Annotated in this window: 20 protein-coding genes and 1 tRNA gene; 8 read left to right on the top strand and 13 right to left on the bottom strand. The window is 69.9% G+C overall.

Annotated features, from left to right (window positions below):
* Positions 1 to 149 precede the first annotated feature (149 nt).
* Positions 150 to 1,388, bottom strand: a complete 1,239-nt coding sequence (locus ACFXB5_RS35040) for an FAD-dependent oxidoreductase (protein ID WP_385215708.1) — start codon at positions 1,386 to 1,388, stop codon at positions 150 to 152.
* Positions 1,389 to 2,648: 1,260 nt separating this feature from the next.
* Here ACFXB5_RS35040 and ACFXB5_RS35035 point away from each other — a divergent pair.
* From ACFXB5_RS35035 to ACFXB5_RS35025, 3 genes are all read left to right on the top strand, one after another.
* Positions 2,649 to 3,770 (top strand): asparaginase, encoded by a 1,122-nt coding sequence (locus ACFXB5_RS35035; RefSeq protein ID WP_137977777.1) that lies wholly within the window; start codon positions 2,649 to 2,651, stop codon positions 3,768 to 3,770.
* A 195-nt stretch (positions 3,771 to 3,965) separates the two neighbouring features.
* A complete protein-coding gene (locus ACFXB5_RS35030) occupies positions 3,966 to 4,142 on the top strand; it encodes a hypothetical protein (RefSeq protein ID WP_385215706.1) in 177 nt (58 codons plus the stop codon).
* Positions 4,143 to 4,501: 359 nt separating this feature from the next.
* Entirely contained in the window at positions 4,502 to 5,332 is an 831-nt protein-coding gene (locus ACFXB5_RS35025) for an IS5 family transposase (RefSeq protein ID WP_385215703.1), read from the top strand.
* A 46-nt stretch (positions 5,333 to 5,378) separates the two neighbouring features.
* On the opposite strand, the gene ACFXB5_RS35020 is transcribed toward ACFXB5_RS35025, so the two are convergent.
* Both ACFXB5_RS35020 and ACFXB5_RS35015 read right to left on the bottom strand, forming a co-directional pair.
* A complete protein-coding gene (locus ACFXB5_RS35020; protein WP_385215700.1) occupies positions 5,379 to 5,816 on the bottom strand; it encodes a hypothetical protein in 438 nt (145 codons plus the stop codon).
* 198 nt (positions 5,817 to 6,014) lie between these two features.
* Positions 6,015 to 6,089 (bottom strand) — tRNA-Val (locus tag ACFXB5_RS35015).
* A 334-nt stretch (positions 6,090 to 6,423) separates the two neighbouring features.
* Between ACFXB5_RS35015 and ACFXB5_RS35010 the strand changes: the two genes are divergently transcribed.
* From ACFXB5_RS35010 to ACFXB5_RS35000, 3 genes are all read left to right on the top strand, one after another.
* Positions 6,424 to 7,722 carry a hypothetical protein gene (locus tag ACFXB5_RS35010; RefSeq protein WP_385215697.1) on the top strand — a complete coding sequence of 433 codons (1,299 nt, stop codon included), beginning with the start codon at positions 6,424 to 6,426 and terminating at the stop codon, positions 7,720 to 7,722.
* Between the two features lie 78 nt (positions 7,723 to 7,800).
* Positions 7,801 to 8,034, top strand: coding sequence for a zinc ribbon domain-containing protein (locus tag ACFXB5_RS35005; protein WP_037962217.1), 234 nt, complete (start codon positions 7,801 to 7,803; stop codon positions 8,032 to 8,034).
* A gap of 174 nt (positions 8,035 to 8,208) precedes the next feature.
* Complete coding sequence (locus ACFXB5_RS35000) at positions 8,209 to 9,048, top strand: DUF4383 domain-containing protein (protein WP_385215694.1); 840 nt, start codon at positions 8,209 to 8,211, stop codon at positions 9,046 to 9,048.
* Here the strand turns inward: ACFXB5_RS35000 and ACFXB5_RS34995 are convergent.
* The 4 genes from ACFXB5_RS34995 to ACFXB5_RS34980 form a co-directional block, all read right to left on the bottom strand.
* Positions 9,041 to 9,703, bottom strand: coding sequence for an O-methyltransferase (locus ACFXB5_RS34995; RefSeq protein WP_385215690.1), 663 nt, complete (start codon positions 9,701 to 9,703; stop codon positions 9,041 to 9,043). The two genes, ACFXB5_RS35000 and ACFXB5_RS34995, sit on opposite strands and share 8 nt — an antisense overlap.
* Before the next feature lie 243 nt (positions 9,704 to 9,946).
* Positions 9,947 to 10,807 carry an HAD family hydrolase gene (locus ACFXB5_RS34990; protein WP_385215688.1) on the bottom strand — a complete coding sequence of 287 codons (861 nt, stop codon included), beginning with the start codon at positions 10,805 to 10,807 and terminating at the stop codon, positions 9,947 to 9,949.
* Positions 10,804 to 13,428 (bottom strand): phosphoribosyltransferase, encoded by a 2,625-nt coding sequence (locus ACFXB5_RS34985; RefSeq protein ID WP_385215749.1) that lies wholly within the window; start codon positions 13,426 to 13,428, stop codon positions 10,804 to 10,806. Before ACFXB5_RS34985 ends, ACFXB5_RS34990 begins: the two co-directional genes overlap by 4 nt.
* A 351-nt stretch (positions 13,429 to 13,779) precedes the next feature.
* Positions 13,780 to 14,967: an HpcH/HpaI aldolase/citrate lyase family protein gene (locus ACFXB5_RS34980; RefSeq protein ID WP_385215685.1), complete on the bottom strand. Its 1,188-nt coding sequence runs from the start codon at positions 14,965 to 14,967 to the stop codon at positions 13,780 to 13,782.
* Between the two features lie 234 nt (positions 14,968 to 15,201).
* Here ACFXB5_RS34980 and ACFXB5_RS34975 point away from each other — a divergent pair, with 234 nt between their 5' ends.
* Positions 15,202 to 16,362, top strand: a complete 1,161-nt coding sequence (locus ACFXB5_RS34975; RefSeq protein WP_385215682.1) for a TerD family protein — start codon at positions 15,202 to 15,204, stop codon at positions 16,360 to 16,362.
* A 49-nt stretch (positions 16,363 to 16,411) separates the two neighbouring features.
* Here ACFXB5_RS34975 and ACFXB5_RS34970 read toward each other — a convergent pair whose 3' ends face one another.
* The 6 genes from ACFXB5_RS34970 to ACFXB5_RS34945 form a co-directional block, all read right to left on the bottom strand.
* Positions 16,412 to 17,140 (bottom strand): Tellurium resistance, encoded by a 729-nt coding sequence (locus ACFXB5_RS34970; protein ID WP_385215679.1) that lies wholly within the window; start codon positions 17,138 to 17,140, stop codon positions 16,412 to 16,414.
* 197 nt (positions 17,141 to 17,337) lie between these two features.
* On the bottom strand, positions 17,338 to 18,531 hold the full coding sequence (locus ACFXB5_RS34965) for a DUF475 domain-containing protein (RefSeq protein WP_385215676.1): 1,194 nt from the start codon (positions 18,529 to 18,531) through the stop codon (positions 17,338 to 17,340).
* Between the two features lie 51 nt (positions 18,532 to 18,582).
* A complete protein-coding gene (locus ACFXB5_RS34960) occupies positions 18,583 to 19,158 on the bottom strand; it encodes a TerD family protein (protein ID WP_385215673.1) in 576 nt (191 codons plus the stop codon).
* Between the two features lie 154 nt (positions 19,159 to 19,312).
* Complete coding sequence (locus ACFXB5_RS34955; RefSeq protein ID WP_201855555.1) at positions 19,313 to 19,888, bottom strand: TerD family protein; 576 nt, start codon at positions 19,886 to 19,888, stop codon at positions 19,313 to 19,315.
* 124 nt (positions 19,889 to 20,012) lie between these two features.
* The gene (locus tag ACFXB5_RS34950) at positions 20,013 to 20,471 is read right to left on the bottom strand and encodes a peroxiredoxin (protein WP_020871584.1); all 459 of its coding nucleotides are present in this window, start codon (positions 20,469 to 20,471) and stop codon (positions 20,013 to 20,015) included.
* Positions 20,472 to 20,634: 163 nt separating this feature from the next.
* The gene (locus ACFXB5_RS34945; protein ID WP_014060347.1) at positions 20,635 to 21,075 is read right to left on the bottom strand and encodes a DUF3052 domain-containing protein; all 441 of its coding nucleotides are present in this window, start codon (positions 21,073 to 21,075) and stop codon (positions 20,635 to 20,637) included.
* A gap of 471 nt (positions 21,076 to 21,546) precedes the next feature.
* On the opposite strand from ACFXB5_RS34945, the gene aceE reads away from it, so the two are divergent.
* Complete coding sequence (gene aceE / locus ACFXB5_RS34940; RefSeq protein ID WP_385215669.1) at positions 21,547 to 24,276, top strand: pyruvate dehydrogenase (acetyl-transferring), homodimeric type; 2,730 nt, start codon at positions 21,547 to 21,549, stop codon at positions 24,274 to 24,276.
* Positions 24,277 to 24,346 lie beyond the last annotated feature (70 nt).

Below are 24,346 nucleotides of genomic sequence, written 5' to 3'. Positions count from 1 at the left end.
GGGCCCCCGTACGTTGCCCGGCTGGTTGTTCCTCTGGCGGGGTTCAACTTTGGGCCGGGGTCCCGCTGTGGCGGCCCACGGTCCTGGGCCCGCCACCGGTTCGTGCCCTTTGGCGTGCGGGCGGCCGCCGAACCGGCCGACGCCTACGCCTACGCCTGTGCCTGCGCCTGCGCCTGCGCCTGCGGGGAGGGCAGCGGGTCCTGGCCCACCAGGCGGTGTCCGCGGGCGGCCGAGTCGCGCACGGCATCGAAGCCGTACCCGATCATCTCCTCCTCGTAGGCGTGCAGCGCCTCGGCGAGCGGCCGGCCGCCGGCTGCCTGGACGAGGCGGTCCGCCAGGACTCGGGCGTCACGCAGTGCGGTGTTCGCGCCGACGCCGATGGCGGGGCTCATGACATGGACGGCATCGCCCAGCAGGGTGACCGCGGTGGTCTCCCACGCGGCAACGGGCACGCTGGTGCGCACCGAGACCGGGAAGATCGAGGCGGGGTCCTGGCGGGACACGATCTCGACCAGCCCAGGGTGCCAGCCTTCCACCAGGGACAACGTCAGCGTCCGCAGCTCCGCGCCGCTCATGGCGAACAGCTCCGCGTCGCTGCGGGGGAACTGCTCGCGGCGGGCGCCGAAGACGCACGCGAGGTAGTCGCTTTCGTCGCTGAGCTCGATGTCGGGGGCCAGTCGGGCCGTCACCTCGTGCAGCGGTTCGCGGTACCGCACGGGGGCGAGTCCGACGAAGCGCCGTTCCGGACCGACCACGGTGGTCCACAGTCCGAGCAGCTCGGGCGGCACCAGGGCTCGGGCCTCGTCGCCGGCGATGGGGACCTTGCCGTAGAGGAGCCGCAGTCCGGCGTCGACGACCCGAGCCTGGGGCAGGTACTGCTTACGCACCGCCGAGTTGACCCCGTCGGCGCCGATCAGAACATCGCCCGTCGCACTGGTGCCGTCAGTGAAGTGCGCGGTCACCGAGCCGGAGGCGTTGACGTCGTAGTGGGTGAGCCGGGCGCCGTAGCGCACGGTCTTGTCCAGTCCGGCCAGCAGGATCTGGTGGAGCGTCATGCGGTTGACCGCCAAGTTCCCGCCACCGGGCAGGCCCGGGACGGGCGGGAGCTCCTGGGCGTGCAGCAGGTTCAGCTGGTGGTCGAAGGCGTCCATGCGCGGCCCGGGGGTTGCGGCGGTGGCCACGAACACCTCGTATGCCTGCGGGGGCAGCACGGCTTTGAGCGCGGAGATGCCGTCGGAGTTGATGCGGAGGCGATAGCCCTGATGACGGAAGCCCGGACCGGGGTCCTTCTCGTAGACGGCGACACTTGTCCCCGCGCGCTGAAGGCCCTGCGCGAGGGCCAGGCCACCCAGCCCGCCCCCGGCGATGATGACATGCAGATCCGACACAGTCGTGTCCCTTCTCGGTCATGAAACGAAAAGGGACGCACCGGACGTGCCTCAACAGGCACCGTACGAGCGACTGTTCGCCATCCGGACTACCTACCGGACCGTGACTTTCGTACGTCCACCAGAAACGCTAGCAGAGAGCACTCCTCGGCGGTTGAGGGCCGATGACGCCCTCGACCCCGGCACCGGGGCGGCCCGGGACGGCCTTCTCCCGAACCAGGCCGCCGCCGCGAAATTGACCAGGGTCACGCCGTGCGTGTCGGTCGCGCGCCCGGTGATCGGCAGGCCGGTGGCGTTGCCGAGGATCTCGTCTCGGCCCAAACGGATTGAGGGGCCGAATCACGTTCTCACCTGCGGTCATTAACTGTGGGCGCAGACGGGTTCGAACCGCCGACATCTGCCTTGTAAGGACGGCCCACGCCATAGCCCATGGCTCCTACCTGCTTCTTTCGTTGCCAGTCTGGCATCTGGAAGCCCTGTGGACACGGTTTTCGCCTGTGGTTCACGGCTAAATCCATGGCTACGACCGTGCAACCGCCCGGCTCGTTTGGTGGTGAAACTGGCCTACGGCGCCATCCGAGTGGAGAGCCCACCGAGCCGCCTAGCGGATGAAACTGGCCTGGCTCCTAGCAGGACTCCCGGCGCCCCGTCGGACCCCCGCGGCAGACACAGAGGCATGACGGATAACTCGAACCCCAGGTAGCAGTTCCATCACACCCCTACCCACAGCTGCCTAGATGCGCTGAAATGCCGCTACTAGACCTTGGGGGACGACTATGAGCAACCCATACCAGCCAGGCCCCGACTGCCGGTGCTCCCGGCCCGCCCGGCGGGCGAGCTCCACACCGGGCCGTGGCACCGGACGGGTGGTCATTGAGGTAGATGCTGAGCATGCGGGGGGATGGCCTGGGCTCGCTCATGATCGTCCTCCCGGAGTCGGCACGGTCGTCGTATCACCCGACGCGCCCCTGGGGAGTGCCCAGCCATCACGGCCTCAACCGCCGCAGGTTGGTGGTTCGCCGCGGCCGAGCGCGCGACACGGCGGGCACGGCTGTCGGCGCCGCGGGTGAGGAGGGAACAGGGCGGGTCTCCGATGTGCGGGGCGATGACGCTCGAACTCGACATGGTGTGCGAGTCGTGCCGCAATCATCTGTTCACGATCACCGAATCCCCGAGAAACATGCATGCGGAATGTTTCCTTCCGCCGCATCCGTCCAGGTCGTGGCAGTGCACATCCCGCCGAGGAGAAGAACGCCGCCCATGCGCATGCTCACCCGCCGTTCCACCGTGCTGCTCACCCTCCTGACCGCCGCCGTCGGCACGACCGCGCCGGTCGCCGGCGCGGAACAGGAGAAGAAGGCCCTTCCGAAGGTCGCCGTCATCGGCACGGGAGGCACCATCGCCGGTGTCAGCAAGAGCCGGGTGTCCTTCCAGGACTATGAGGCGGGCAAGCTGCCGATAGCGAAGCTCGTCGGCGACCTCAAGCCGGAGGTGGACTCCGTCGCCGACGTCACCACGGAGCAGTTCGGCAACAAGGGCTCCAGCGGCTACTCGATCGCCGACTACCGCCGGCTGACAGCCACGGTCGACGCCCAGTTGGAGAAGAACGACGCGGCCGTCGTCACCACCGGCACCGACACGATGGAGGAGTTCGCGTACTGGCTGGATCTGACGGTCCGCAGCGACAAGCCCGTGATCCTCACCGGCGCCATGCGCCCGTGGACGGTGATCGGCACGGACGCCCCCGCGAACCTCTACAACGCCATCCACCTGGCCGCCAGCCGGAAGACGACCTGCTACGGCACCGTGCTGATGCTCAACGACCAGATCCAGGCCGCCCGCGAGGTCCGTAAGACCAACGCCCTGCGGATGGACACCTTCACCAGCGGGGACAGCGGTGAGCTCGGCGTCATCGACCAGGACAACATCCGGCTGAACCGGGCCCCCGCCCGGGTCCAGAAGTGCGGGAAGAAGACCTGGAAGACGCCGTTCGACCTCGACCGGATCGCCAAGAAAGCGCTGCCGAAGATCGAGATCGCTTACAGCTACCAGGACGCGAGCGGTGACGCCGTCAAGGCGTTCGCCGACTCCGGCGCGGACGGCGTGGTCACCGCCGGAACCGGCGCGGGCGGCATCTCCCCGGCCATGTCGAAAGCGCGCGAGGACGCCGTCAAGAACGGTGTGCTGTTCGCCTCCACGACCCGCACCGGCAACGGCTCCGTCTACGACGACCACACCGACGGCGTCATCGGAGCGGAGGACCTGACCGCGCAGAAGGCCCGTCTGCTGCTCCTCCTCTCGCTCGCCGCGACGGATGACCAGAGCCAGATCCGGAAGTGGTTCGCCACCCTGGGCACCGCGCAGTTCATCACCCGGCGGTAGGGGTCAACTTCGCGCAGCTGCGGGCGACGGTACCGGCGAAGGCCCGGCGGCGGAGGGACCGCGTCCCAGCGGTCCGAGGGCTACGTCTGGGCCGCACTTGAAGTCAAGGTCTGCAGCACCAAGGGCAGCTTCCCCGTCTCCAACAGTCCGTGGGCGCTCTCGTACAAGGATGGAGCACGCATCGAGCCGTCCAGTGTGACGTACGACGACTTCCCCCGGCCGGAGTTCCCCATCGACGCCACGCTCACAGACGGCCGCTGCGTCAAAGGGAAGATCGTCTTTCCGGTTCCTGGCCGCACCCGACCGGGAACGATCGTCTATACAGCGGGCAGCCTCGGCACTCCGCAGGAATGGACGGTGCCCGCCGAATAGTCGCCGGGAGTCGTAAACAGCCCAAGATGGGCTGGGAGACAGCCTACGACCGCCACACCCGTCAGCAGCGTCAGCACGAAACGCTGAGTGCGCTGTGGCAAACCGGATCTCGTTTGAAGCCTGCGGTGCGGGTGATCATTCGGACAGGGATGCCGGTGTGGTCGTGGGCATGAAGAAGCGGGCCCCTTGGTAGTGACGTGGTTGTTGAGGCCGGTCACGACCAAGGAGACCCGTTGTCCGACGAGTTGACCATCCCTGTTGTGCCTGCGTCCACCACGGTCACCCCTGGGTGTGACTGCTACGTCCACAGGTTCGGTTCGATCGCTCCGGGTCGGCGGGTGCGGTGCTATCCGAGTGACATGACGGATGCGGAGTGGGCCGAGGTCCGCTCCGCGATGCCGGTGCCGGCTTGGCTGCTCAAGCAGGGCGGGCGCCCGGAGGCATACTGCCACCGTGAAATGCTCGACGCTGTGCGCTACCTGGTCGACAACGGCGTGAAGTGGATGGCCATGCCGGTCGACTTTCCGTACTGGCGGGCGGTCTACGACTTCTTCCGCCGCTGGCGGACCTGCGACTACGTGCGTGAACTGCACGAACGCCTGCGCCGCACGGCGAGGGAACGCTCAGGCCGCAACGCCGAGCCCAGTGCGGGAGTCATCGACAGTCAGTCGGTGGACGCCTCCGAGACCGTCGGCGAGGACAGCCGCAGATACGACGGCGGCAAGTCACGTGACGGGCGCAAGCGTCACGTCCTGACTGACACCGACGGCCTGCTCCTGGAAGTGACCGTGACCACAGCGGACGTGCACGCCTCCAAGGCCGCCCCCGCGCTGCTGGAGACGTTCATGGACCAGCCGGGCCGGCTGCTGAAGCTGGTGTGGGTCGACAGCGCCTACCAGGGTCCGGCGCTGGCGAAGGCGTTCGCTTGCCACGGAGTGCGCGTCGAGGTCGTGCGCCGCTCTGACGGGCGGCGCGGATTTGTCGTACTGGCCCGCAGGTGGGTGGTGGAGCGCACGCTGAGCTGGCTCTCCCGCTCACGCCGCCTCAACCGCGACCACGAACGCCGCCTCGACCACCACGCCCAGATGGTGTGGTGGGCCGCCGTGATCAGGCTGTCCCGGCGCCTGGCCGGGGACGCTCCGCGCTGGCCGGAGAAGCGTCCCGGCCGACTGCTCCGGGCGCGGGCATGAACCGTCCGTCCTTCGCCCGCACCAGCCAGCCCCGCTTCTCCAGCACCTAGGCACGGTGACGGATCTTCTCCACCTCGTTCTTGATCTCCGCTTCCCGGCCCACCGCCCGCGTCAGCTCCACCCCGTTCACCGGCCCCGCAGCGGCCACCACCGCGGCGAACACCTCCCGGTACAGGCCGCTGAGCGCCTCCTCGCCCATGCCCGACCGCCACACCGGCGGCCGCTCGCCATGCACCGCCCCCAAGCCGCTCGCTCCCACAGCGGTCACCATCTCGCCACCCGAAGGCACGGAAACCGGCGTATCAACGGTGCTCTCCCCGGCCAGCACCGACACGAGCTCCTCACGCCCCACCCGGGCCCGCTCGACTCGTTCCCGCGCGGCATCCACCTCCGCCCGAGCCTGCTCCACAACCTCCGTCCAGGACTCCAGATCCTGCCTCGCCCGCGCCTCACGCTGTTCCATCAACCCCAGCACCGACGGCATCGCACCCTCCTCGATCCACAACAAGCCGTCCGCTGCCTGCCCCTACCCCAAGGCGATCATGCCCCGCACACGAAGAAGCCCCTGTTCATCGAACAGGGACTCCCTTTGCGACAACGCACTGAGGGTGCGCGTCGCCTGATCGATGTCATCTGCGGATGTCAAAGGCCCCCAACCGCAACTGGCTGGGGGCCTTTTCGCTGGTGGGCGCAGACGGGTTCGAACCGCCGACATCTGCCTTGTAAGGGCAGCGCTCTACCGCTGAGCTATGCGCCCCAGGGGAGCTGTCAGCCTACAGGGTTTCCGGGGTGGTGCCGCAATTGTGGGGAGGGGACCGCGGAGGGGGCGGACCGGGGTCGGATAAGTCCGCAGATCGCGAACCGAACCGAGCACTGTGTTCGTCAGTGTCGGGTGGGAGAATGACATTCGGAGCTGGGCGATCCATCGGGAGCGGGAAGTGGCGGCGTCATCTGCAGAGTCTGCGCGTCCAGCGCGCCGTCCGCGTCGCCCACGCCGTCCGGTCGACCGTTTTATCCCAGTCATTGCTTTTACCCGGCTCGTCCGTGTGCGTCGGCCGCGTCAGTCGCGTGGGCCCTCCCTGCTCGGGCTGATGTTGCTGCCCGTGCCGTTGTTGGTGGCGGTGGGGTCGTTGTCGTTCGCCGGTGGGGGCGGGGGGCGGCGGTGGTTCGGGGGGCGGGGGGAGAGTCAGCGGGCGGAGGCGCAGGCGGCGAAGGATGCCGCCGCGGCGGCGTTCTATGAGCTGGACACCGCGCAGCGGGAGCTGCGGATCTCCATCGAGACGATCACCGCCGTGGACGATTCGCCCGCAGCGCGCCGGACGGCGGCCGACTTCTCGGCGCTGGAGCGGCGGATCGACCAGGTCAGCCAGGACTACATCACGGCGGTGGACGCCCACGATCTGGACCGGGACGATCTGGACGCGGCGACGGCCTCCCGGGCCCGGACCGATCTGACCAGGGCGAAGGACGCGCTGGAGCGGACGAAGGCGGATCTGGACCGGTTCGGGCAGGGGCTGGGGGCGCTGCTTGAGCAGGCCGAGACGCGGCTGGCGCGGTTGGCGCCGGCGGTGGAGCGGGCGCGGCAGGCGCTGCTCGCGGCGAGTAACGCGTTGGACGCGGTGCGTGCGTCGGGGCTGCGGGCGGACGATCTGGCGGCCCGGCTGGCGGCGCTGTCGCCCGAGCTGACCAAGCTCAACCAGGGGGCCGGGCAGCACGGTGTGCAGGAGACCCTGCGGCGCGCCGATGATGTGCTGCGCAGGGCCGAGGCGGTGCGCGGGGAGGCCGAGCGGCTGCCGGAGCGGGCGGCGGAGATCGACAAGCGGCTGGTGTCGCTGCGCACCCGCGCCCAGGCGATCACCACCCGGGCGGCCGGGGTCGAGCCCGTCCTCAGCGAGCTGCGCCGCCGGTACTCCGCGGCCTGCTGGCAGGATCTGCAGCCCGTCCCCGCGCAGGCGGCGCGGGATGTGGCGCAGTCCGAGGAGAAGCTCAAGGAGGCGCAGGCGGCGCGCGAGGAGCAGCGCTGGCCGGATGCCACCGCGCTGCTGGCCACCGTACGGGCGCTACTGAACAGTACGGACGAGGCCGTCTCAGCGGCCGGGGACCGGCTGCGGCGGCTGGACGAGGTGTCGTACGACCAGCAGAAGGAGGTCGAGCGCACCCGGTTCGCGATCCGCGACGCGCAGCGGCTGGCCATGGCCGGGCGCAGCACCCCGGATCCGCGCCACGCGCGCCCGCTGGACGACGCCGTGGAGCGCCTCGACCGTGCCATCGCGGGTCTTGAGGGGCGGCATCCGGACTGGTGGCACTTCCTCTCCGAGACCGAGGCCGTACGGCAGACCGTCGCCCGGGTCGTCCAGGAGATCCGGGACGAGCGAGGCGGGGGGCATTGAGCCCGCGCGAAGCCCAGGGCTCAGAAGCCAGGGCTCATTCGGGGGGCTGGCCTGCGGTTCGGTGGTTATGCTGCTGCCATGCCTCGCTATGAGTACCGCTGTCGCGCCTGCGGCACCACCTTCGAGCTGAACCGGCCCATGGCCGAGTCCTCCGCTCCCGCGTCCTGCCCGGACGGGCACGACGACACGGTGAAGCTGCTGTCCACCGTGGCCGTCACCGGCGCCGCGTCCTCGTCGTCCTCCGCCTCCTCGGCCCGGCCCCCGTCCGGCGGTGGCGGTGGCGGCTGCTGCGGCGGCGGTTGCTGCGGTTGAGCCCTGGGGGACCGGGGCGGATCCTGGAGATACGTACCCGTGCCGCGCCTCCGGATGTGCGCGTGCACGTCGTGTACGCGCGGGTGACGTGGCGGTCCACGGGTACGGCCTCGACCGCGAAGAGCGCGAAGAGCGCGCGGCCGAGGTCCGGCGCCAGCAGCAAGGAGGCCGGAGATGGCTACGGGCCGCCCCTCCCCCATCGGTCCTCATCCCGCCGGAGTCGCACGGCACTTCCCGGAGCGGATCGGCGCGCACACCACGCTCGATGAGCATCTGCCCGTCGATCACCGGCTCAGCACGGTCTATCGCGTCGGCGCCGGGCTCATGGGGCTGGTGCTCGTCGCCTTCGGCATCCTGGGCCTGATCCACCGGGTCGGCTTCTTCGACACCGGCGCGAACACGGTCGCCGGACTCAACACCAACGGCACGCTGAGCGTGCTCTCCATCGTCATCGGGCTGCTGCTGTTCTTCGGCATGCTCATGGGCGGCAACTTCGCCTCGTCGCTCAACATGGTGCTCGGGCTGCTCTTCCTGCTGAGCGGGTTCGTCAATCTGGCGCTGCTGGAGACCCCGTACAACTTCCTGGCGTTCCGGATGCAGAACGTGCTGTTCAGCTTTGTGGTGGGGCTGCTGCTGATGTGGTTCGGGATGTACGGACGGGTCAGCGGCGGGCTGCCGCATGACAATCCGTACTGGGTGACCCGCCACCCCGAGCAGGCCGAGCGCGAGGCCGCCCACGCGCGTGAGCTGGTCGCGGCGCGGGAGCGCGCCGCCGAACGGGGCGGTACGGCCCTCCAGCCCGGCGCCCCGCTCACACCCCAGGCCCCGGGCGCCCCGGGTGGGCCTCTTGAACGGTCCGGTCCTGAACGGTCCGATCTTGAACGGTCCGGTCAGCCGCCCGGCAAGTGGGGCAAGCTGGATCAGCCCGGCGGCGCCGAGCCCACCGGCCGGCCCAAGCCCCCCGGGCGCTGGGCCCGGGTCCGGCAGCGGATCCGCGACCGGCGGCTCAGCTGACCCGGCGCGCGAGCGTCAGGCCGTCGGCGACGGTGAGCATGACCGCCTCCATCCGGGCGTCCGCCGCCACATGATCGTTGAACGCCTGGATCGCGGCGCCCCCGGGCGATGGCGTCGCCTCCATGACCTGCGCGTGGTAGAAGACGTTGTCCGCGACGATCAGACCGCCCGGGTTCATTCGCGGGACCAGCTCCTCCCAGTACGGGATGTAGTTCTCCTTGTCCGCGTCGAGATAGGCGAGATCGATATGGGGCTCGGCGGGCATCGCGCGCAGCGTGTCCAGCGCGGGCGCGATCCGCAGGTCGATGCGGCCCTCGACGCCCGCCTTGGCCCACGCCTTCCGCCCGTACGCCGTCCACTCCTCCGACACATCGCAGGCGATCAGCCAGCCGTCGGCGGGCAGCGCCTGGGCCATGGCCAGCGCGGAGAAGCCGGTGAAGGTGCCGACCTCCACGATGTGGCGGGCGCCGGTCAGCCGGACCAGGAAGGCCAGCAGCGGGGCCTGCTCCTCGGCGGACTGCATCCCGGCGTGGCCGGGGAGGTTGCGGTGGGTGACCTCGACGAGCTCGCGCAGGACCGGGTCGAGCGGCGGGTTGTGCCGCAGGACGTAGTCGTACAGCTCGGCCGTGATCGGTGTGCTCTTGCTCTCGGCCATCACGGCCTCCCTTTCGGCTCCTCGGCTCCCCGACCGGTTCCGTTCCGATCCGATCGATCCGATCCGGTTCGATCCGGTTCGATCCGTTCAGCTTCAGCTTCAGCTTCAGCTTCCCAGATGGACGGTACGCCGTCGTACATCGTGCGGATCGCGCTCGATGCCGTAAGCGATGCCGGTGACCCGGCCAGCGGTACCAACCCGCCGAGCGGCTGCCGCTGGTCAGGCCCGCCGGTATCGAGCTGGTCAGTCCCGGCTGCGGGAGACGGCGCGGATGATCTGGCTGCGGGCGCGCGCCCAGGTGACGGAGGAGCGCTCGCCCAGGGCGCGGACGATGGCCTCGCCCGCCGCGACGCCCTGCTCCTCGACCACGGTCAGCTGGGGCGCCGACCAGCCGATGTCGGCCAGTTCGCCGTGGCCGGGGCGCCAGGCACGGTCGGCCGCGAGCAGCAGATCGGTGTCGAGCAGCGAATCGCCCGCGGCGAGCACCTCATCGGCTCCGGTGCGGCTCTTGATCTCGGCGACGGCGGCGCTCTTGGTGAGCGGCTTGGGCACGGCGTAGATCTTGCGGCCCTGGAGGGAGACCGTCCAGCCGCGCGGGTCGGCCCACTGGGTGAGCTCCTTGACGTAGCCCTCGGGCAGCAGCTCCCGTTCGACCACGAGATAGGCGAACAGCTCCTCGGCCACCCGCTCCTTGACCAGCCAGGCGGGGTCGGCGGTGGCGCTGAGGTGGGCGCGCACCTCCTCCAGGGGGGCGCATCCGTCGTCGAGGGCGCTGCGCACCCGCTGGTGCCAGTCGGCGTCGGGCTCGCCGTTGACCAGCAGCTGGCCGCCGTTGGCGCAGACCGCGAAGCGGGAGGCGGGGCCGGGGAGGCGGATGCGGCGGTACTGCTCGACGGTGCGGGTGGTCGTGGGGATGAAGACGGAGGTACGGACCAGCTCGGCGAGCAGCCCGGCGGCGGTCTCGGTCATGTACGACAGCGGCTTGCCCTCGTACGTCTCGACGCACAGCAGCCGCGGGGCCTCGGCGTCCGGCATCTCGAGGCCGAGCGCGGCCGCGGAGTAGATCAGGGTGCGGTCGAGGTCGCTTGCCACCAGAACGCTCATCGTGCCGCCACCGTTCTCTCGTGTCTGCCGGCGGCGATGCCCGCCGTGTTCGCGGTGTTCGCCTTGTCGGCCGCCTTGTCGGCCGTCTTGTCGGAAGCCGTGCCGGCCGTCTTTCCGTCGGCCCCGGTGGCGCCCCGGGTGTAGTGCGGGTGGATCAGCCCGACGCAGGTGTACGGGAGGTCGTCGGCCTCCTCGACCGGCACTCCGCGCTGCTCGGCGAGCAGCCGCACATGGTCCAGGTCGGCGCCCGCGCCGCGCTGGGCGAGGATCTTCCACGGGACGCGGCGCAGCAGCACCCGGGTGGTCTCGCCGACGCCCGGCTTGACGAGGTTGACGTCGTGGATGCCGTACTCCTGGCTGATCCGCTCGACCGCGGACCAGCCCTCCCAGGTGGGGGTGCGGTCGGTGGCCGCGAGCCGCCCGGCGTCGGCCAGGGCCGCCTCGGTGACCTCGGCGAAGCGGGCCGAGACGGTGTCCAGGAAGTACTCCGAGACATCCGAGCCGGCGAGTTCGCGGTAGTACTTCGCACCGTGGAAGTCGTCCGGGCCGACGAGGTCGGCGCGGAGCACGGTGCGCGATATCAGCCCGGAGACGGTCGAGTTGAGGCACGCGGAGGGGACGAGGAAGTCGTCCCGGGTGCCGTAGGTGTCCACACAGCGGCCGGGGTCGGCGAGGACCGCGATCCGCGAATCGAAGTCCGGGTACGGGGCGAGGGCGTCCGACAGCTCGCGGGTGATGGCGCCCTTACCGGTCCAGCCGTCGACGAAGACGACGTCCGACGGGTCGTGGTGGTCCGCCAGCCAGCGCAGCGCGGCGGTGTCGATGCCGCGGCCGCGCACGATGGAGATCGCGTAGTGCGGGAGGTCCAGCCCGTGGGCGTGGCGCGCCCAGCGGCGCATGAGCACCCCGACGGGGGTGCCGGCGCGGGCGAGCGAGACGAGGACGGGGCGCGGGGAACGCTCGGTGAGCACGGTCTCGGTGACCGCGCCGACCGCGCGGGCGATCCGGGCGGCGGAGGTGTCGAGGGCGGCCCGGAACAGCTCCTGGTAGCGCTCGCTCGGCTGGTACTCCACGGGCAGCGACTCGGCGTAGTGCGCGCCCCCGCTCTGGATCGCCTCCTCGCGCTCCTCGGTGGGCGCTTCGAGGGTGACGTGGGAGAAGTCCTGGAGCAGCCAGCCCACCTCTTCGGGGGCGTAGGACGAGAAGTCCGGCCCGCGCAGGGGCTCGTAGGACGGTTGGTGCATGGGCGGTGCCTGTCGTTCGGGGACGGTGCGGGGGGTGGGTGGGGTCTGGGGGGTCTGGGGGCGGTAGGACGGCACCACGGCCAGCACCAGCCGGTCCGTGTGCGCGCTCAAGCCGGCGAGCAGCCCGTCGGGGGCGTGCAGCGCGGGCGTGTCGGCGGTCGAGTCGACGACGGCGACGACGGCGTCGAAGCGGCGGTCCGGGTCGGCGCCGGGCGCCACGTTGTACGCGTAGCGGGGCCCGGGGCCGTCGGCGGGCTCGTCGTGCGCGGGGAAGGTCAGCCGGGTCCTGATGGCGTACCCGGGGTCGTCTACGGCGAGCACGGGCGAGCGGGTGGTCGTCGAATACCGCACCTCGACGCCGTCGAGCGCCTCGTCCAGCGCCTCCGCGATCCGCAGCGGCGCGTACATCAGCTCCTCGAACCCGAGGACGAGGACGCGACGGAGCGGGCCGGCCGGGGCGGGGGCGTCCTGTCTCGTCTCCAGGGCGGCCGCGAGGCGGGTGGCCAGGGTGGGGAGGGCCGCTTCGAGGCGGGTGCGGTGGGCGGGGGTGAAGCCGTGGCGGCCGCCGTCCGGGAGCCCCTCGGGCCAGCCGAGGTCCACGCGGCCGGCGGACGGGCCCGCGCCCTCCGCGGTGACGGTGGCGGCCTTACGGTCCTCGGGCGCGGCCTTACGGTCCTCGGGCTTACTGTCCTCGGCAGCAGCCTTACGGTCCTCGGGCGCGGCCTTACCGTCCTCGGCGGCCGCCTCGTGCGCGGCCACCAGCTCCGCTCCGCGCTCCAGGACGTCATCGGGCAGGTGCACCGCTCCGGCCGCGGCGGCGACCAGGTCGACACGGGCGCCGAGGTCGGCCGCGAAGGCGTCCAGGCGGGCCCGGTCCTCCGGCGAGCGCATGTCCACCAGGGCGACCACCACATAGTGGTCGCGGGGGAAGCGGCGGTGGAGGGCGGCGATGGTGTTGAGGACCGTACGGCCGGTGGAGAACTCGTCGTCCACGAGGACCAGCGGGCCCGTCGAGGCCAGGAACCCGGGGTCCTCGGGGAGCAGCAGATGGGAGGTGGCGTGGCTGTGCTCCTCCTCGAAGCCGCCCACCGTGGCGACGCCCGGGACCGGGCGGCGGGTGGAGTGGAGGTACGGGGCGAGGGCGAGCCCGTCGGCCACGCTGTGGCCAAGGCCGGTGGCGGTCTCCGCGTACCCGAGCACCACCGCGCGTGCCGCCGCCTCGTCGCCCAGCAGCTCCCGCACCCGGCGGCCGAGCCGCACGCCCGCGCCGTGGACGGTGGCGGGGCGCTGCGGGACGTGCTTGCCGAGCACGTTGGAGACCAGCAGATGCGCCCGCTTGGGGTTGCGCCGCAGGGCCAGCCCCAGCAGCTCACGCAGCTCCGCGCCGCCGTCGGCGTCCGGGCCGCTGTCGGCGTCCGGGCCGCTGTCGCCGTGCCGGCCGTCGTCACCGCCCCGGCGACCCTGGCCGCCCTGGCCGCCCTGGCCGCCCACATCGCCGAAGCCGTCGCCGTCGCCGAAGCCGTCGCCGTCGCCAGCCCCGGCCCTGGCACCGGCCCTGGCACCGGCCCCGGCCAGCCGTACTCCGAGCCGGTCCGCGACCCACTGTCCCGACCACACGTTGTCCACGCTCACGCCGTCCTGCGCCTCGTTTCCATCGTCCCTCGTCCCCGGGCCCGTGCCCGCGTCCCCGGGCCCGTGCCCGCGTCCCCGTGCCCGGCCCGGTTCGCTCTACGGCCGCAGGCTCGCCGCCAGCAGCTCCACGAAGCTCACATCCTCCCGGGCCACCCCGAAGACCTCCGCGCGCAGCAGGGTCCGCTCGGCCCAGGCCCGGTGCGGCTTCACCTCGTTCATTTTGTTGGTGTACGAGGAGCGCAGCACACCGCCCCCGCAGCGCCGCGGCTCGAGGATGTCCACCGCGTCGCTGAACTCCTCGTGGCTGACGACGGAGAGCGCGTGCACCGGGGCCACATGGGTGGGGTGGATGCAGGTCTTGCCCTGGAGACCGTTGGCCCGGTCCAGCTCGATCTCGCGCAGCAGCCCGTCCATGTGGTGCTCGATCAGCGCGGTGCGCAGCGACTCGGCGCGGCCGCTGCTGAAGGGGCTGATCCGCAGTTGCGGCTTGAACATCCGCTCATGCGGTTTGAAGTACTCCCACACCGGCCCGGTGATCGTGAAGCCCGTGCCATCGGCCCGGCCCAGCATGTTCACCACGTCCGCGATCACGGACGCGACCAGCTGGACGTCGTAGGCGGTCATGTCGGGGGCCCTGCGCAGCCCGTACGCCGAGCACAGATCGGTGACCCCGAGGCGCAGCGCCAGCACCCGGTCCCGGTATTTGTCGACGATCCGGCTGATGCCGCTGAGGCTGTCGGTGCGCGTTTCGCGGTGCATCAGCTCGGGCGATTCGAGGACCGGCATCGCGAACAGCCGCCGTCCGCCCAACACCTCGGTCACCTGGGCGGTTTCGGCCGACATCAGCGCCTCGAGAAAGGCCCCGCCACGCTCCTCGGTGAACTTCGGCAGTACGAATCCGGACAGCAGCCGCACGCCCGCTCCGAGCCGGGAGACGAGATCGACGATCTGCCCGGGGGTGCGGACCCGGATGAAGAGCAGCGGCAGCGAGGTGCCCGAGTCGCGCCCCGACAGCTCCACGAGCTGCCGTACGAGGTTCTCCTCCGCGCCCGCCACCTCGGCGTCGTCGATGGAGTCCTCCAGGCACAGCACCATGGAGACCACGCCACGACCTGCCTGTTTGACGATGTCCTCGGCCAGCTGGGGCCGGGTCGCCGGGCAGTACAGGGTGGCGCCGAGGGCGACGGCCAGCGTCCGGGTGGGCGAGTCCACGCCGAATTCACCGGGCTCCCGGTGGAAGAGGTTGGCTCGCACCTCGACGGGCAGATGTTCGAAATGCCGCATACAACTCCCCGCGCTGCCGGTACGCCGCCTTGGTCCCGCTGACCCACGGTTGGCCGATAATCGTACGTGCGGCCATGGGTCAAAAGTTCCCCAAGGGAGTGAAAATCACGTAACCCATGTGCGTCCGCGTGGTGTCCGGCATGCCCGCCCTGCCGCCCCGTACCACCCCCGCACTGCCGCCCGCCGCGTACCCTGCGTTGTCCCCGCACCCACCGGGAAGGCAGGATTGCCGCCATGACGCAGGCGATGCTGAAGGGATCGAACATCCCGCTGGAGGCCACGGCCATACGCGCGGTGCTGCGCTGGACCCCCGGCACGGACGTACCCGACGTGGACGCTTCGGCGCTGCTGCTGGGGCCGGACGACCGGGTGCGCTCGGACGAGGACTTCGTCTTCTACAACCAGCCGCAGCACCCCTCGGGTCTGGTCCGGCATCTGCCCAAGACGCCGAACCAGGACACACTGACGGACACCATCGAGGCCGAGCTGATCGGGCTGGAGGCGGAGGTCCGCCGGGTGGTGATCGCCGCGTCCGCCGACGGCGGCACCTTCGGGCAGGTACGGGATCTGAGCCTGCTGCTGTACGACGCCTCGCCCGGTGCGCCGGACGCGGCGGACGCCGAGCCGGTCGCGATCTTCGCGGTGCTGCCGGACACCGGCAAGGAGACCGCGCTGATCTGCGGTGAGGTCTACCGGCGCGGCGACGGCTGGAAGTTCCGGGCCCTGGGGCAGGGCTATGAGTCGGGGCTGGTCGGGCTGGCCACCCAGTACGGGATCTCGGTGGAGGACGGCGAGGGCGGCTCTGAGGACGACGCCGCGGCCGAGCCGGAGGCCAGCGCCGTACCCGAGGCCGCCGGCGCCCCCGGAACCCCGGCCCCCGCCCCTGAGCCCGCGGCTGCGGCCGCCGCGACCCCCGCACCCCCTTCGGCCCCCTCGGCCCCCGGCACTCCGCCCTCGCCCCCGCCGCCGTCCGACGCGACGACCCAGGCCCACCCCCCGGCGTACGGCTATCCGCACCCGGTGTCGCCCGACCCCTGGGATCCGCAGCGCACCCAGCCCATGCACCCCGCCGCCGCGCAGGGCGACAGCGGCTACGCCTATGTGCCGTCTCAGGTGCCGCCCCCGCCCACGCAGGCCCCCCCGGGCACGGGGTATCCGCAGCCGCCCGCCCAGGCCCCGGCACAGCCCGGCTACGGCTATCCGCAGCCTCAGCAGCAGCCGGGATACGGGCAGCCGCAGCCGGGATACGGCTATCCGCAGCCGCCCGCGTACGGCTATCCGCAGCAGGTGCAGCCGACGGGGCCGGTGCCGCCGCCCCCGCCGCCGATCCCCGCCCAGGTGCCGGACCCCCATTTCGTCCTGCCGCCGCAGGGCCCGCAGTTCCAGAGCAGGTAAGAGCACAGGTAAGAGCGGACGGGGTCGGGGGCCGCGCGGCGGGCCGGGGTCACACCTTGGACTTGTAGCCCCGGCCCCACTGGAGGCCCCAGCCGTACAGCCGGTCCAGCTCCGCCTGGAAGCCGTAGACGTACTTCACCTCGCGGCGGACCATCATCTCGCCCTTGACGTTCTCGATCAGCACGACGGCGCAGGAGCGCGCCTGCGGGGCGCGCTCGTCGAGCGCGATCTCCACCCGCGGCCCATTGCTCGGATAGAGCGTGACCAGGCCGTGGGTGCGGTCGAAGGCGGGGGTGCCGTCGTAGATGTACACGAAGACGAGCAGTCGCTTGATGTCGTCCTTGTGGTCCATGTTGACGTAGACCGTCTCACCGGACCCGGAGCCGAACCGGTCGTCGCCACTGAGCTTGACGTACGGCGCCTCGTTGAGGTTGCCGAAGAACTCGCCCAGCGGCTGCACCACGCCCTTGGAGCCGCTCTTCAGCTCGTACATCACCGCGAGGTCGAGGTCGACATTGACCAACGCGGGTCCCTGGGCCTGCACCGGCTCGGGCTTGAACATCTGCAGCGGATGGCGCAGCGAGCCACGCCTCGCCCTGCTGTTGAAGTCCGAGGTGCGCATCTGCCAGGACAGGTTGATGCGCAGATTGCCGGTCGCGGCCCCCTGCTTGGTCAGCGAGATCGACGCGTTCCGCTTGGTCAGCTCGACCACACCGGACGCGTCACCGCTGTCGAACTGGCGCCATGCGGACCGTCCCCAGTTGCTCCAGAACGCCATGGTGCGCACCCCCACCCTTCGTCACTCGCTACCTCGAAGCCGGTAGAAGGCTGCCCCGGAAACAGCCCCACAAGCCGCCCGGCCGGCCGGCCGCCCGTCCAGCCGCCCAACTGCCGCGGGGCGGCCGGGAGGTCGGAAGACCTCGGCCGCCCCGCTCAGAGCGTTCCTCAAACGCCGCCGCGTCACACTCGCGGCGGTCAGACTCCGGAGGTGACTTCCGTCTTGGCCTCCGAATCCTCCCCGGCGGCCTCCTCCCGGCGATTGCGCCGGACCGAGGACCAGTACGAGGCGGCGATCAGCACCACACCCACCAGGCCGGTGATGACCTCGTTGATCTCGTACTTGATCGTGACCAGCAGGATCAGGGCCAGCGCGCCGATCGCGTAGTGCGCGCCGTGCTCCAGGTAGACGTAGTCGTCCAGGGTGCCCCTGCGGACCAGGAAGACGGTCAGCGACCGGATGTACATGGCGCCGATGCCCAGACCCAGCGCCATCTCGAAGATGTCGTTGGTGATCGCGAAGGCGCCGATGACCCCGTCGAAGGAGAAGGACGCGTCGATGACCTCGAGGTAGAGGAAGAGGAAGAACGCGGCCTTGCCGGCCAGGCCGACCACGGAGGCGCCGCTGGAGCCACGGCCGCCGCTGCCGTTGAGCTGAGCGCCCGTGGCGGCCTTCGCACCCTCGTCGCCCTCGCCCTCGGCCGCACCGGCCTCGTCGGCCTCGTCTTCGTCCTCCTCCTCTTCGAGCTTGTCCTCGAAGTAGCCGGAGATGCCGCCGACGATCAGATAGGTGAGCAGACCGGCGACGCCGGACAACAGGACGGTGGCGCTCTTGTCACCGCCGCCGTGGGCCACGTCGGTGGCCACGGTGGTGGCGGTGATCAGCAGTCCGATCAGGGCGACCACGATCGAGAACGTGTCCAGCTTGCCCAGCTTGGCGAGCGGCTTCTCCAGCCACCCCAGCCACCTGATGTCCCGCTCCTCGAAGATGAAGTCGAGGAAGATCATCAGCAGGAAGATCCCGCCGAAGGCCGCGATCGCCGGATGCGCCGCCGTGACCAGGTGCTCGTACTGGTTCTTGTCGTTGATCGCGAGATCGACGGCCTCGATGGGGCTCATCTTGGCCGTGACGGCGACGATGATCACCGGGAAGACCAGCCGCATGCCGAAGACGGCGATCAGGATGCCGACGGTCAGGAAGATCTTCTGCCAGAAGGCGTTCATCTTGCGCAGAATGCCCGCGTTGATGACCGCGTTGTCGAATGAGAGCGAGATCTCCAGGATCGAGAGGATCCCGACGATGGCGAGCCCCTGCCACCCCCAGAGGACTCCGGCCAGGGCCAGACCGATCGCCGTGACGGCGAACGACCAACCAAAGGTTTTGAGGAGCACTGCCAACCCAATCCTTCGTCGTAAGGTCTCCCCCGCGCGCTTTACGCGGTTTTACGAAACGTTGACTCCGAAGTCTAGAGCGATGCCGCGCAGACCCGACGCGTACCCCTGCCCCACGGCCCTGAACTTCCATTCGCCGCCGTAGCGATAGACCTCGCCGAAGATCATCGCGGTCTCGCCGGAGGCGTCCTCGGAAAGGTCGTAGCGGGCCAGCTCCTGGCCGTCCGCCTGGTTCACCACCCGAATGAAGGCGTTGTTGACCTGCCCGAACGTCTGGCGCCTGGCCTCGGCCTCATGAATGGAGACGGGGAAGACGATCTTGTCGACCTCGGCCGGGACCTTGCCCAGATCGATCAGCAGGGACTCGTCGTCACCCTCGCCCTCGCCGGTGAGGTTGTCACCGGTGTGCTCCACGGAGCCCTCGGGGCTCTTGAGGTTGTTGTAGAAGATGAAGTACTCATCGCCGAGCACCCGCCCCGACTGGCACAGCAGGGCGCTGGCGTCGAGGTCGAACGGCGCTCCGGTGGTGGAGCGCGCGTCCCAGCCCAGGCCGATGAGCACCTGTGTGAGATTCGGAGCGGCTTTGGAGAGGGAGACATTGCCCCCCTTGGCGAGTGTGACGCCCATGATGCTGTTTCCTCCCCGCGGTGTTGCATGGGTGATACGCGTCCGGCGCCGCACCCCTGCCCCTGGGGCGCGGGGGGTGCGGCGCCGGAATGTTTGCCCTGTCGACGGCCTTCCGCGGCCTACGACGGCCTACGACGGCCCGCTCGGGCGTCGCTCAGACGTTGACGCCGAAGTCCTGCGCGATGCCGCGCAGCCCCGAGGCGTACCCCTGGCCGATGGCGCGGAACTTCCACTCCGCACCGTTCCGGTACAGCTCGCCGAAGACCATGGCGGTCTCGGTCGAGGCGTCCTCGGAGAGGTCGTAGCGGGCGAGCTCATTGCCGTCGGCCTGGTTCACCACGCGGATGAAGGCGTTGCGCACCTGGCCGAAGCTCTGCTGACGGGTCTCGGCGTCGTAGATCGACACCGGGAAGACGATCTTGGTGACATCGGCGGGGACGCCCGCCAGGTTCACCTTGATCTGCTCGTCGTCGCCCTCGCCCTCACCGGTGAGGTTGTCACCGGTGTGCTCGACGGAGCCGTCGGGGCTCTTGAGGTTGTTGAAGAAGACGAAGTTCTGGTCGTTGCCGACCTTGCCCTCGGCGTTGGTCAGCAGGGCGCTGGCGTCGAGGTCGAAGTCCGTGCCCGTGGTGGTACGGGCGTCCCAGCCGAGACCCACGACGACCGCGGTCAGGTTCGGGGCTTCCTTGGTCAGCGAGACGTTGCCGCCCTTGCTGAGGCTGACTCCCACGAGTCCTCCCAAAAAAGGTTCGTCAGGAGCACTGCGTGCCCCTTCATCAAAGGTTTCCCATCAGGATCAACGCGTCGATCCTAGTGAGCGGTTCCCGACCACTACAGGGTTTCGGGGGCCTTGGCTACAGGGTTTCCAGGGCCTTGGCGTAGTCGTTCAGGTCCCGGGCGTCGGGCAGGCCGTTGACGACCGTCCAGCGCACCACGCCCTCCTTGTCGATCACAAAGGTGCCGCGCACCGCGCAGCCCTTGTCCTCGTCGAAGACGCCGTAGGCGCGGCTGGTCTCGCCGTGCGGCCAGAAGTCCGACAGCAGGGGGTACTCAAGGCCCTCCTGCTCGGCGAAGACCCGCAGGCTGAAGGGCGAGTCATTGGAGACCGCCAGCAGCTGGACGTCGTCGTTGACGAACGTCGGCAGCTCGTCACGGAGCGCGCACAGCTCGCCGGTGCACACGCCGGTGAAGGCGAACGGATAGAAGAGCAGCACGACGTTCTTCTCGCCCCGGAAGTCGGACAGCCTGACCGACTCGCCGTGCTGGTTCTTCAGCTGGAAGTCAGGGGCCTTCGCGCCGACCTCTATCGCCATGGGAGCCATCCCTTCAGTCACGTTCGAAAGATCATGTTCGACATGATCGAGCTTTGAATTGATCAAGCTTGGAATTGATCATGTGGTGCGCGGCCCAGCCTACGCTCAGAGCCCCCCTCCGTAAGGGAACGGAGGGGGGCTCTGGGGTGTGGATTCGCCGGCCTCAGCGCTTGCCGCTGCGCGCGGCCTTGGGCGTGACCAGGCGGCTGCCCGTCCAGTCCTTACCCGCGTTGAAGCTCTTGGTCTGGGACAGGCCGGCAGTGGTCGCCGCCTCATTGATGTCGCTCGGCTCGACATAGCCGTCACGGCCGGTCTTGGGCGTCAGCAGCCAGACCGGTGCGCCGTCGTCGATCATCTGGATGGCGTCCACCAGCGCGTCCGTCAGATCACCGTCGTCCTCTCGGAACCACAGCACAACGGCATCGGCCACATCGTCGTACTCCTCGTCGACGAGCTCCTGGCCGGTGATCTCCTCGATGGACTCGCGGAGCTCCTGGTCGACATCGTCGTCGTAGCCGATCTCCTGGACCACCTGTTCGGGCTGAAAACCCAGCCTCGCGGCAGGGTTGGTCCGCTCCTCCGCGTGGTCCGCGGTCGCGCTCACGGATTGCCTCCTGTCATCTTGCATTCACTCTTCGAGTCTGTGCGCCCCGCGCGCGTACGCGAGGGCTTGGGCGTAGTCCACACGGGCCGGGCGGATCGCGCAAGTACCCGGCCAGCGATCCCGCCCAAACGTTGACGTGTCGCCGCAACTCCCATCATGGAGGAACGGCACGCAACGACGGGCGGCAGACCGGATTGCCCGAGGATGTCCGGCTTACGTGTGTGACTAGCCACCCTACGCCGCTCCCGGGCCGAACGGTCGTACGCAGACGACCCCGGTCGTGGGCGTAAGGTTGCGATTCGGCCGTCGCGCGTGAGACGGCCGCCGAAGCGCCCGTCTCACCTGGTGATGGTTACCACTCGGTAGAGGTGACGTATCCCGTACCCGAGGTACACGATGGAGACCGGCGCGACAGCAGCAGAGCACGAATCCATGTCCGTGCACAGCACGACCGAAAAGCGAAGGAATAGCGTGGCTTCCGGATCCGATCGCAACCCGATCATCATTGGCGGCCTTCCCAGCCAGGTCCCGGACTTCGATCCCGAAGAGACCCAGGAATGGCTCGACTCGCTCGACGCAGCCGTCGATGAGCGAGGCCGGGAACGTGCCCGCTACCTGATGCTTCGCCTGATCGAGCGCGCCCGCGCGAAGCGCGTCGCCGTGCCCGAGATGCGCAGCACGGACTACGTCAACACCATCGCCACCAAGGACGAGCCGTTCTTCCCCGGCAACGAGGAGATCGAGCGCAAGGTCCTCAACGCGACCCGCTGGAACGCGGCGGTGATGGTGTCCCGGGCGCAGCGCCCCGGCATCGGGGTCGGTGGCCACATCGCCACCTTCGCCTCGTCCGCTTCACTGTACGACGTGGGCTTCAACCACTTCTTCCGTGGCAAGGACCACGACAGCGGCGACCAGATCTTCTTCCAGGGCCATGCCTCCCCCGGCATCTACGCCCGCGCCTTCCTGCTCGACCGGCTCAGCGAGGACCACCTGGACGGATTCCGTCAGGAGAAGTCCAAGCTCGGTCACGCGCTGTCCAGCTACCCGCACCCGCGGTCGATGCCGGACTTCTGGGAGTTCCCGACGGTCTCCATGGGCCTGGGCCCGCTCGGCGCGATCTTCCAGGCGCGGATGAACCGCTATATGGAGGCGCGCGGCGTGGCCGACACCTCCAACTCCCATGTCTGGGCGTTCCTGGGCGACGGCGAGATGGACGAGCCGGAGTCGCTCGGCCAGCTCTCCCTGGCCGCCCGTGAGGGCCTGGACAACCTGACCTTCGTAGTCAACTGCAACCTCCAGCGGCTCGACGGCCCGGTGCGCGGCAACGGCAAGATCATCCAGGAGCTGGAGTCGCAGTTCCGCGGCGCCGGCTGGAACGTGATCAAGCTGGTCTGGGACCGCACCTGGGACCCGCTGCTGGCGCAGGACCGCGACGGCATCCTGGTCAACCGGCTGAACACGACGCCGGACGGTCAGTTCCAGACGTACGCGACCGAGACCGGCTCCTATATCCGCGACCACTTCTTCGGTGACGACCAGCGGCTGCGCAAGATGGTCGAGGGCATGACCGACGACCAGATCCTGCACCTGGGCCGCGGCGGTCACGACCACAAGAAGATCTACGCGGCGTACTCGGCGGCCAAGGCCCACAAGGGCCAGCCGACGGTGATCCTCGCGCAGACCGTCAAGGGCTGGACGCTCGGCCCGAACTTCGAGGGCCGCAACGCGACCCACCAGATGAAGAAACTGACGGTCGACGACCTCAAGCGGTTCCGCGACCGGCTGCACCTGCCGATCCCGGACAAGGAGCTGGAGTCCGGCCTCCCGCCCTACTACCACCCGGGTCGGGACTCGGAGGAGATCGCGTACATGCACGACCGCCGCAAGGCGCTGGGCGGCTACGCGCCGACCCGTGTCGTGCGGGCCAAGCCGCTCAAGCTGCCGGGCGACAAGACCTACGCCACGCTGAAGAAGGGCACCGGTCAGCAGCAGATCGCCACCACCATGGCGTTCGTCCGGCTGCTGAAGGACCTGATGCGGGACAAGGAGATCGGCAAGCGGTTCGTGCCGATCGCGCCCGACGAGTACCGCACCTTCGGCATGGACTCCCTCTTCCCCTCGGCGAAGATCTACTCGCCGCTGGGCCAGATGTACGAGTCGGTCGACCGTGAGCTGCTGCTGGCCTACAAGGAGTCGCCGACCGGTCAGATGCTGCACGACGGCATCTCCGAGGCGGGCTGTACGGCCTCGCTGATCGCGGCGGGCTCCGCGTACGCCACACATGGCGAGCCGCTGATCCCGGTCTACGTCTTCTACTCGATGTTCGGCTTCCAGCGCACCGGTGACCAGTTCTGGCAGATGGCCGACCAGCTGGCGCGCGGCTTCGTACTGGGCGCGACCGCCGGTCGTACGACCCTGACCGGTGAGGGTCTCCAGCACGCGGACGGCCACTCCCAGCTGCTGGCCTCGACCAACCCGGCGGTCGTCGCGTACGACCCGGCGTTCGGCTTCGAGATCGCCCATATCGTCCAGGACGGTCTGCGTCGGATGTACGGCGAGAACAGTGAGGACGTCTTCTACTACCTCACCGTCTACAACGAGCCGATCCAGCACCCGGCCGAGCCGGAGGGCGTGGACCGCGAGGGCATCCTCAAGGGCCTCTACCGCTACCGGCAGGGCGAGAAGGGCTCCGTACCGGCGCAGATCCTCGCCTCCGGAGTCGCGGTGCCGTGGGCGCTCGAGGCCCAGCGCATCCTGGCCGAGGACTGGAACGTCAAGGCGGACGTCTGGTCGGCCACGTCCTGGAACGAGCTGCGCCGGGACGCCATCGAGGTGGAGGAGCACAATCTGCTCCACCCGGAGGAGGAGCAGCGCGTTCCGTACGTCACCCGGAAGCTCGCGGACGTGGAGGGCCCGAAGGTGGCCGTCTCCGACTGGATGCGTGCGGTTCCCGACCAGATCGCGCGCTGGGTGCCCGGCACGTACCAGTCGCTGGGCGCGGACGGCTTCGGCTTCGCCGACACCCGCGGCGCGGCGCGGCGCTTCTTCCACATCGACGCCGAGTCGATCGTGCTCGGCGTCCTGACGGAGCTGGCCCGCGACGGCAAGATCGACCGCTCGGCCCTCAAGCAGGCGATCGACCGCTACCAGCTCCTGGACGTGGCCGCCGCCGACCCGGGCCCGGCGGGCGGCGACGCGTAGCCGTCTTCGACGGCCGTAAGCCGCCCACGACGGCAGCGAGCTGAACGCGGGGCGGGCTGGTCCTCCAGGC

The organism is Streptomyces sp. NPDC059455, from assembly GCF_042750115.1.
Lineage (GTDB): Bacteria > Actinomycetota > Actinomycetes > Streptomycetales > Streptomycetaceae > Streptomyces > Streptomyces endocoffeicus.
Note: the sequence above shows the minus strand (reverse complement) of the source record. Positions and strands in the feature narration are given on the sequence as shown.

Coding starts and splice junctions, on each gene's coding strand:
- ACFXB5_RS34990 (WP_385215688.1), bottom strand. CDS start 10,807: ATGAGCGTTCTGGTGGCAAGCGACCTCGACCGCACCCTGATCTACTCC.
- ACFXB5_RS34970 (WP_385215679.1), bottom strand. CDS start 17,140: ATGGCGTTCTGGAGCAACTGGGGACGGTCCGCATGGCGCCAGTTCGAC.
- ACFXB5_RS34950 (WP_020871584.1), bottom strand. CDS start 20,471: ATGGCGATAGAGGTCGGCGCGAAGGCCCCTGACTTCCAGCTGAAGAAC.
- ACFXB5_RS35005 (WP_037962217.1), top strand. CDS start 7,801: ATGCCTCGCTATGAGTACCGCTGTCGCGCCTGCGGCACCACCTTCGAG.
- ACFXB5_RS34980 (WP_385215685.1), bottom strand. CDS start 14,967: ATGCGGCATTTCGAACATCTGCCCGTCGAGGTGCGAGCCAACCTCTTC.
- ACFXB5_RS35035 (WP_137977777.1), top strand. CDS start 2,649: ATGCGCATGCTCACCCGCCGTTCCACCGTGCTGCTCACCCTCCTGACC.
- ACFXB5_RS35025 (WP_385215703.1), top strand. CDS start 4,502: ATGACGGATGCGGAGTGGGCCGAGGTCCGCTCCGCGATGCCGGTGCCG.
- ACFXB5_RS35010 (WP_385215697.1), top strand. CDS start 6,424: ATGTTGCTGCCCGTGCCGTTGTTGGTGGCGGTGGGGTCGTTGTCGTTC.
- ACFXB5_RS34975 (WP_385215682.1), top strand. CDS start 15,202: ATGACGCAGGCGATGCTGAAGGGATCGAACATCCCGCTGGAGGCCACG.
- ACFXB5_RS34995 (WP_385215690.1), bottom strand. CDS start 9,703: ATGGCCGAGAGCAAGAGCACACCGATCACGGCCGAGCTGTACGACTAC.
- ACFXB5_RS35020 (WP_385215700.1), bottom strand. CDS start 5,816: ATGCCGTCGGTGCTGGGGTTGATGGAACAGCGTGAGGCGCGGGCGAGG.
- ACFXB5_RS34960 (WP_385215673.1), bottom strand. CDS start 19,158: ATGGGCGTCACACTCGCCAAGGGGGGCAATGTCTCCCTCTCCAAAGCC.
- ACFXB5_RS35000 (WP_385215694.1), top strand. CDS start 8,209: ATGGCTACGGGCCGCCCCTCCCCCATCGGTCCTCATCCCGCCGGAGTC.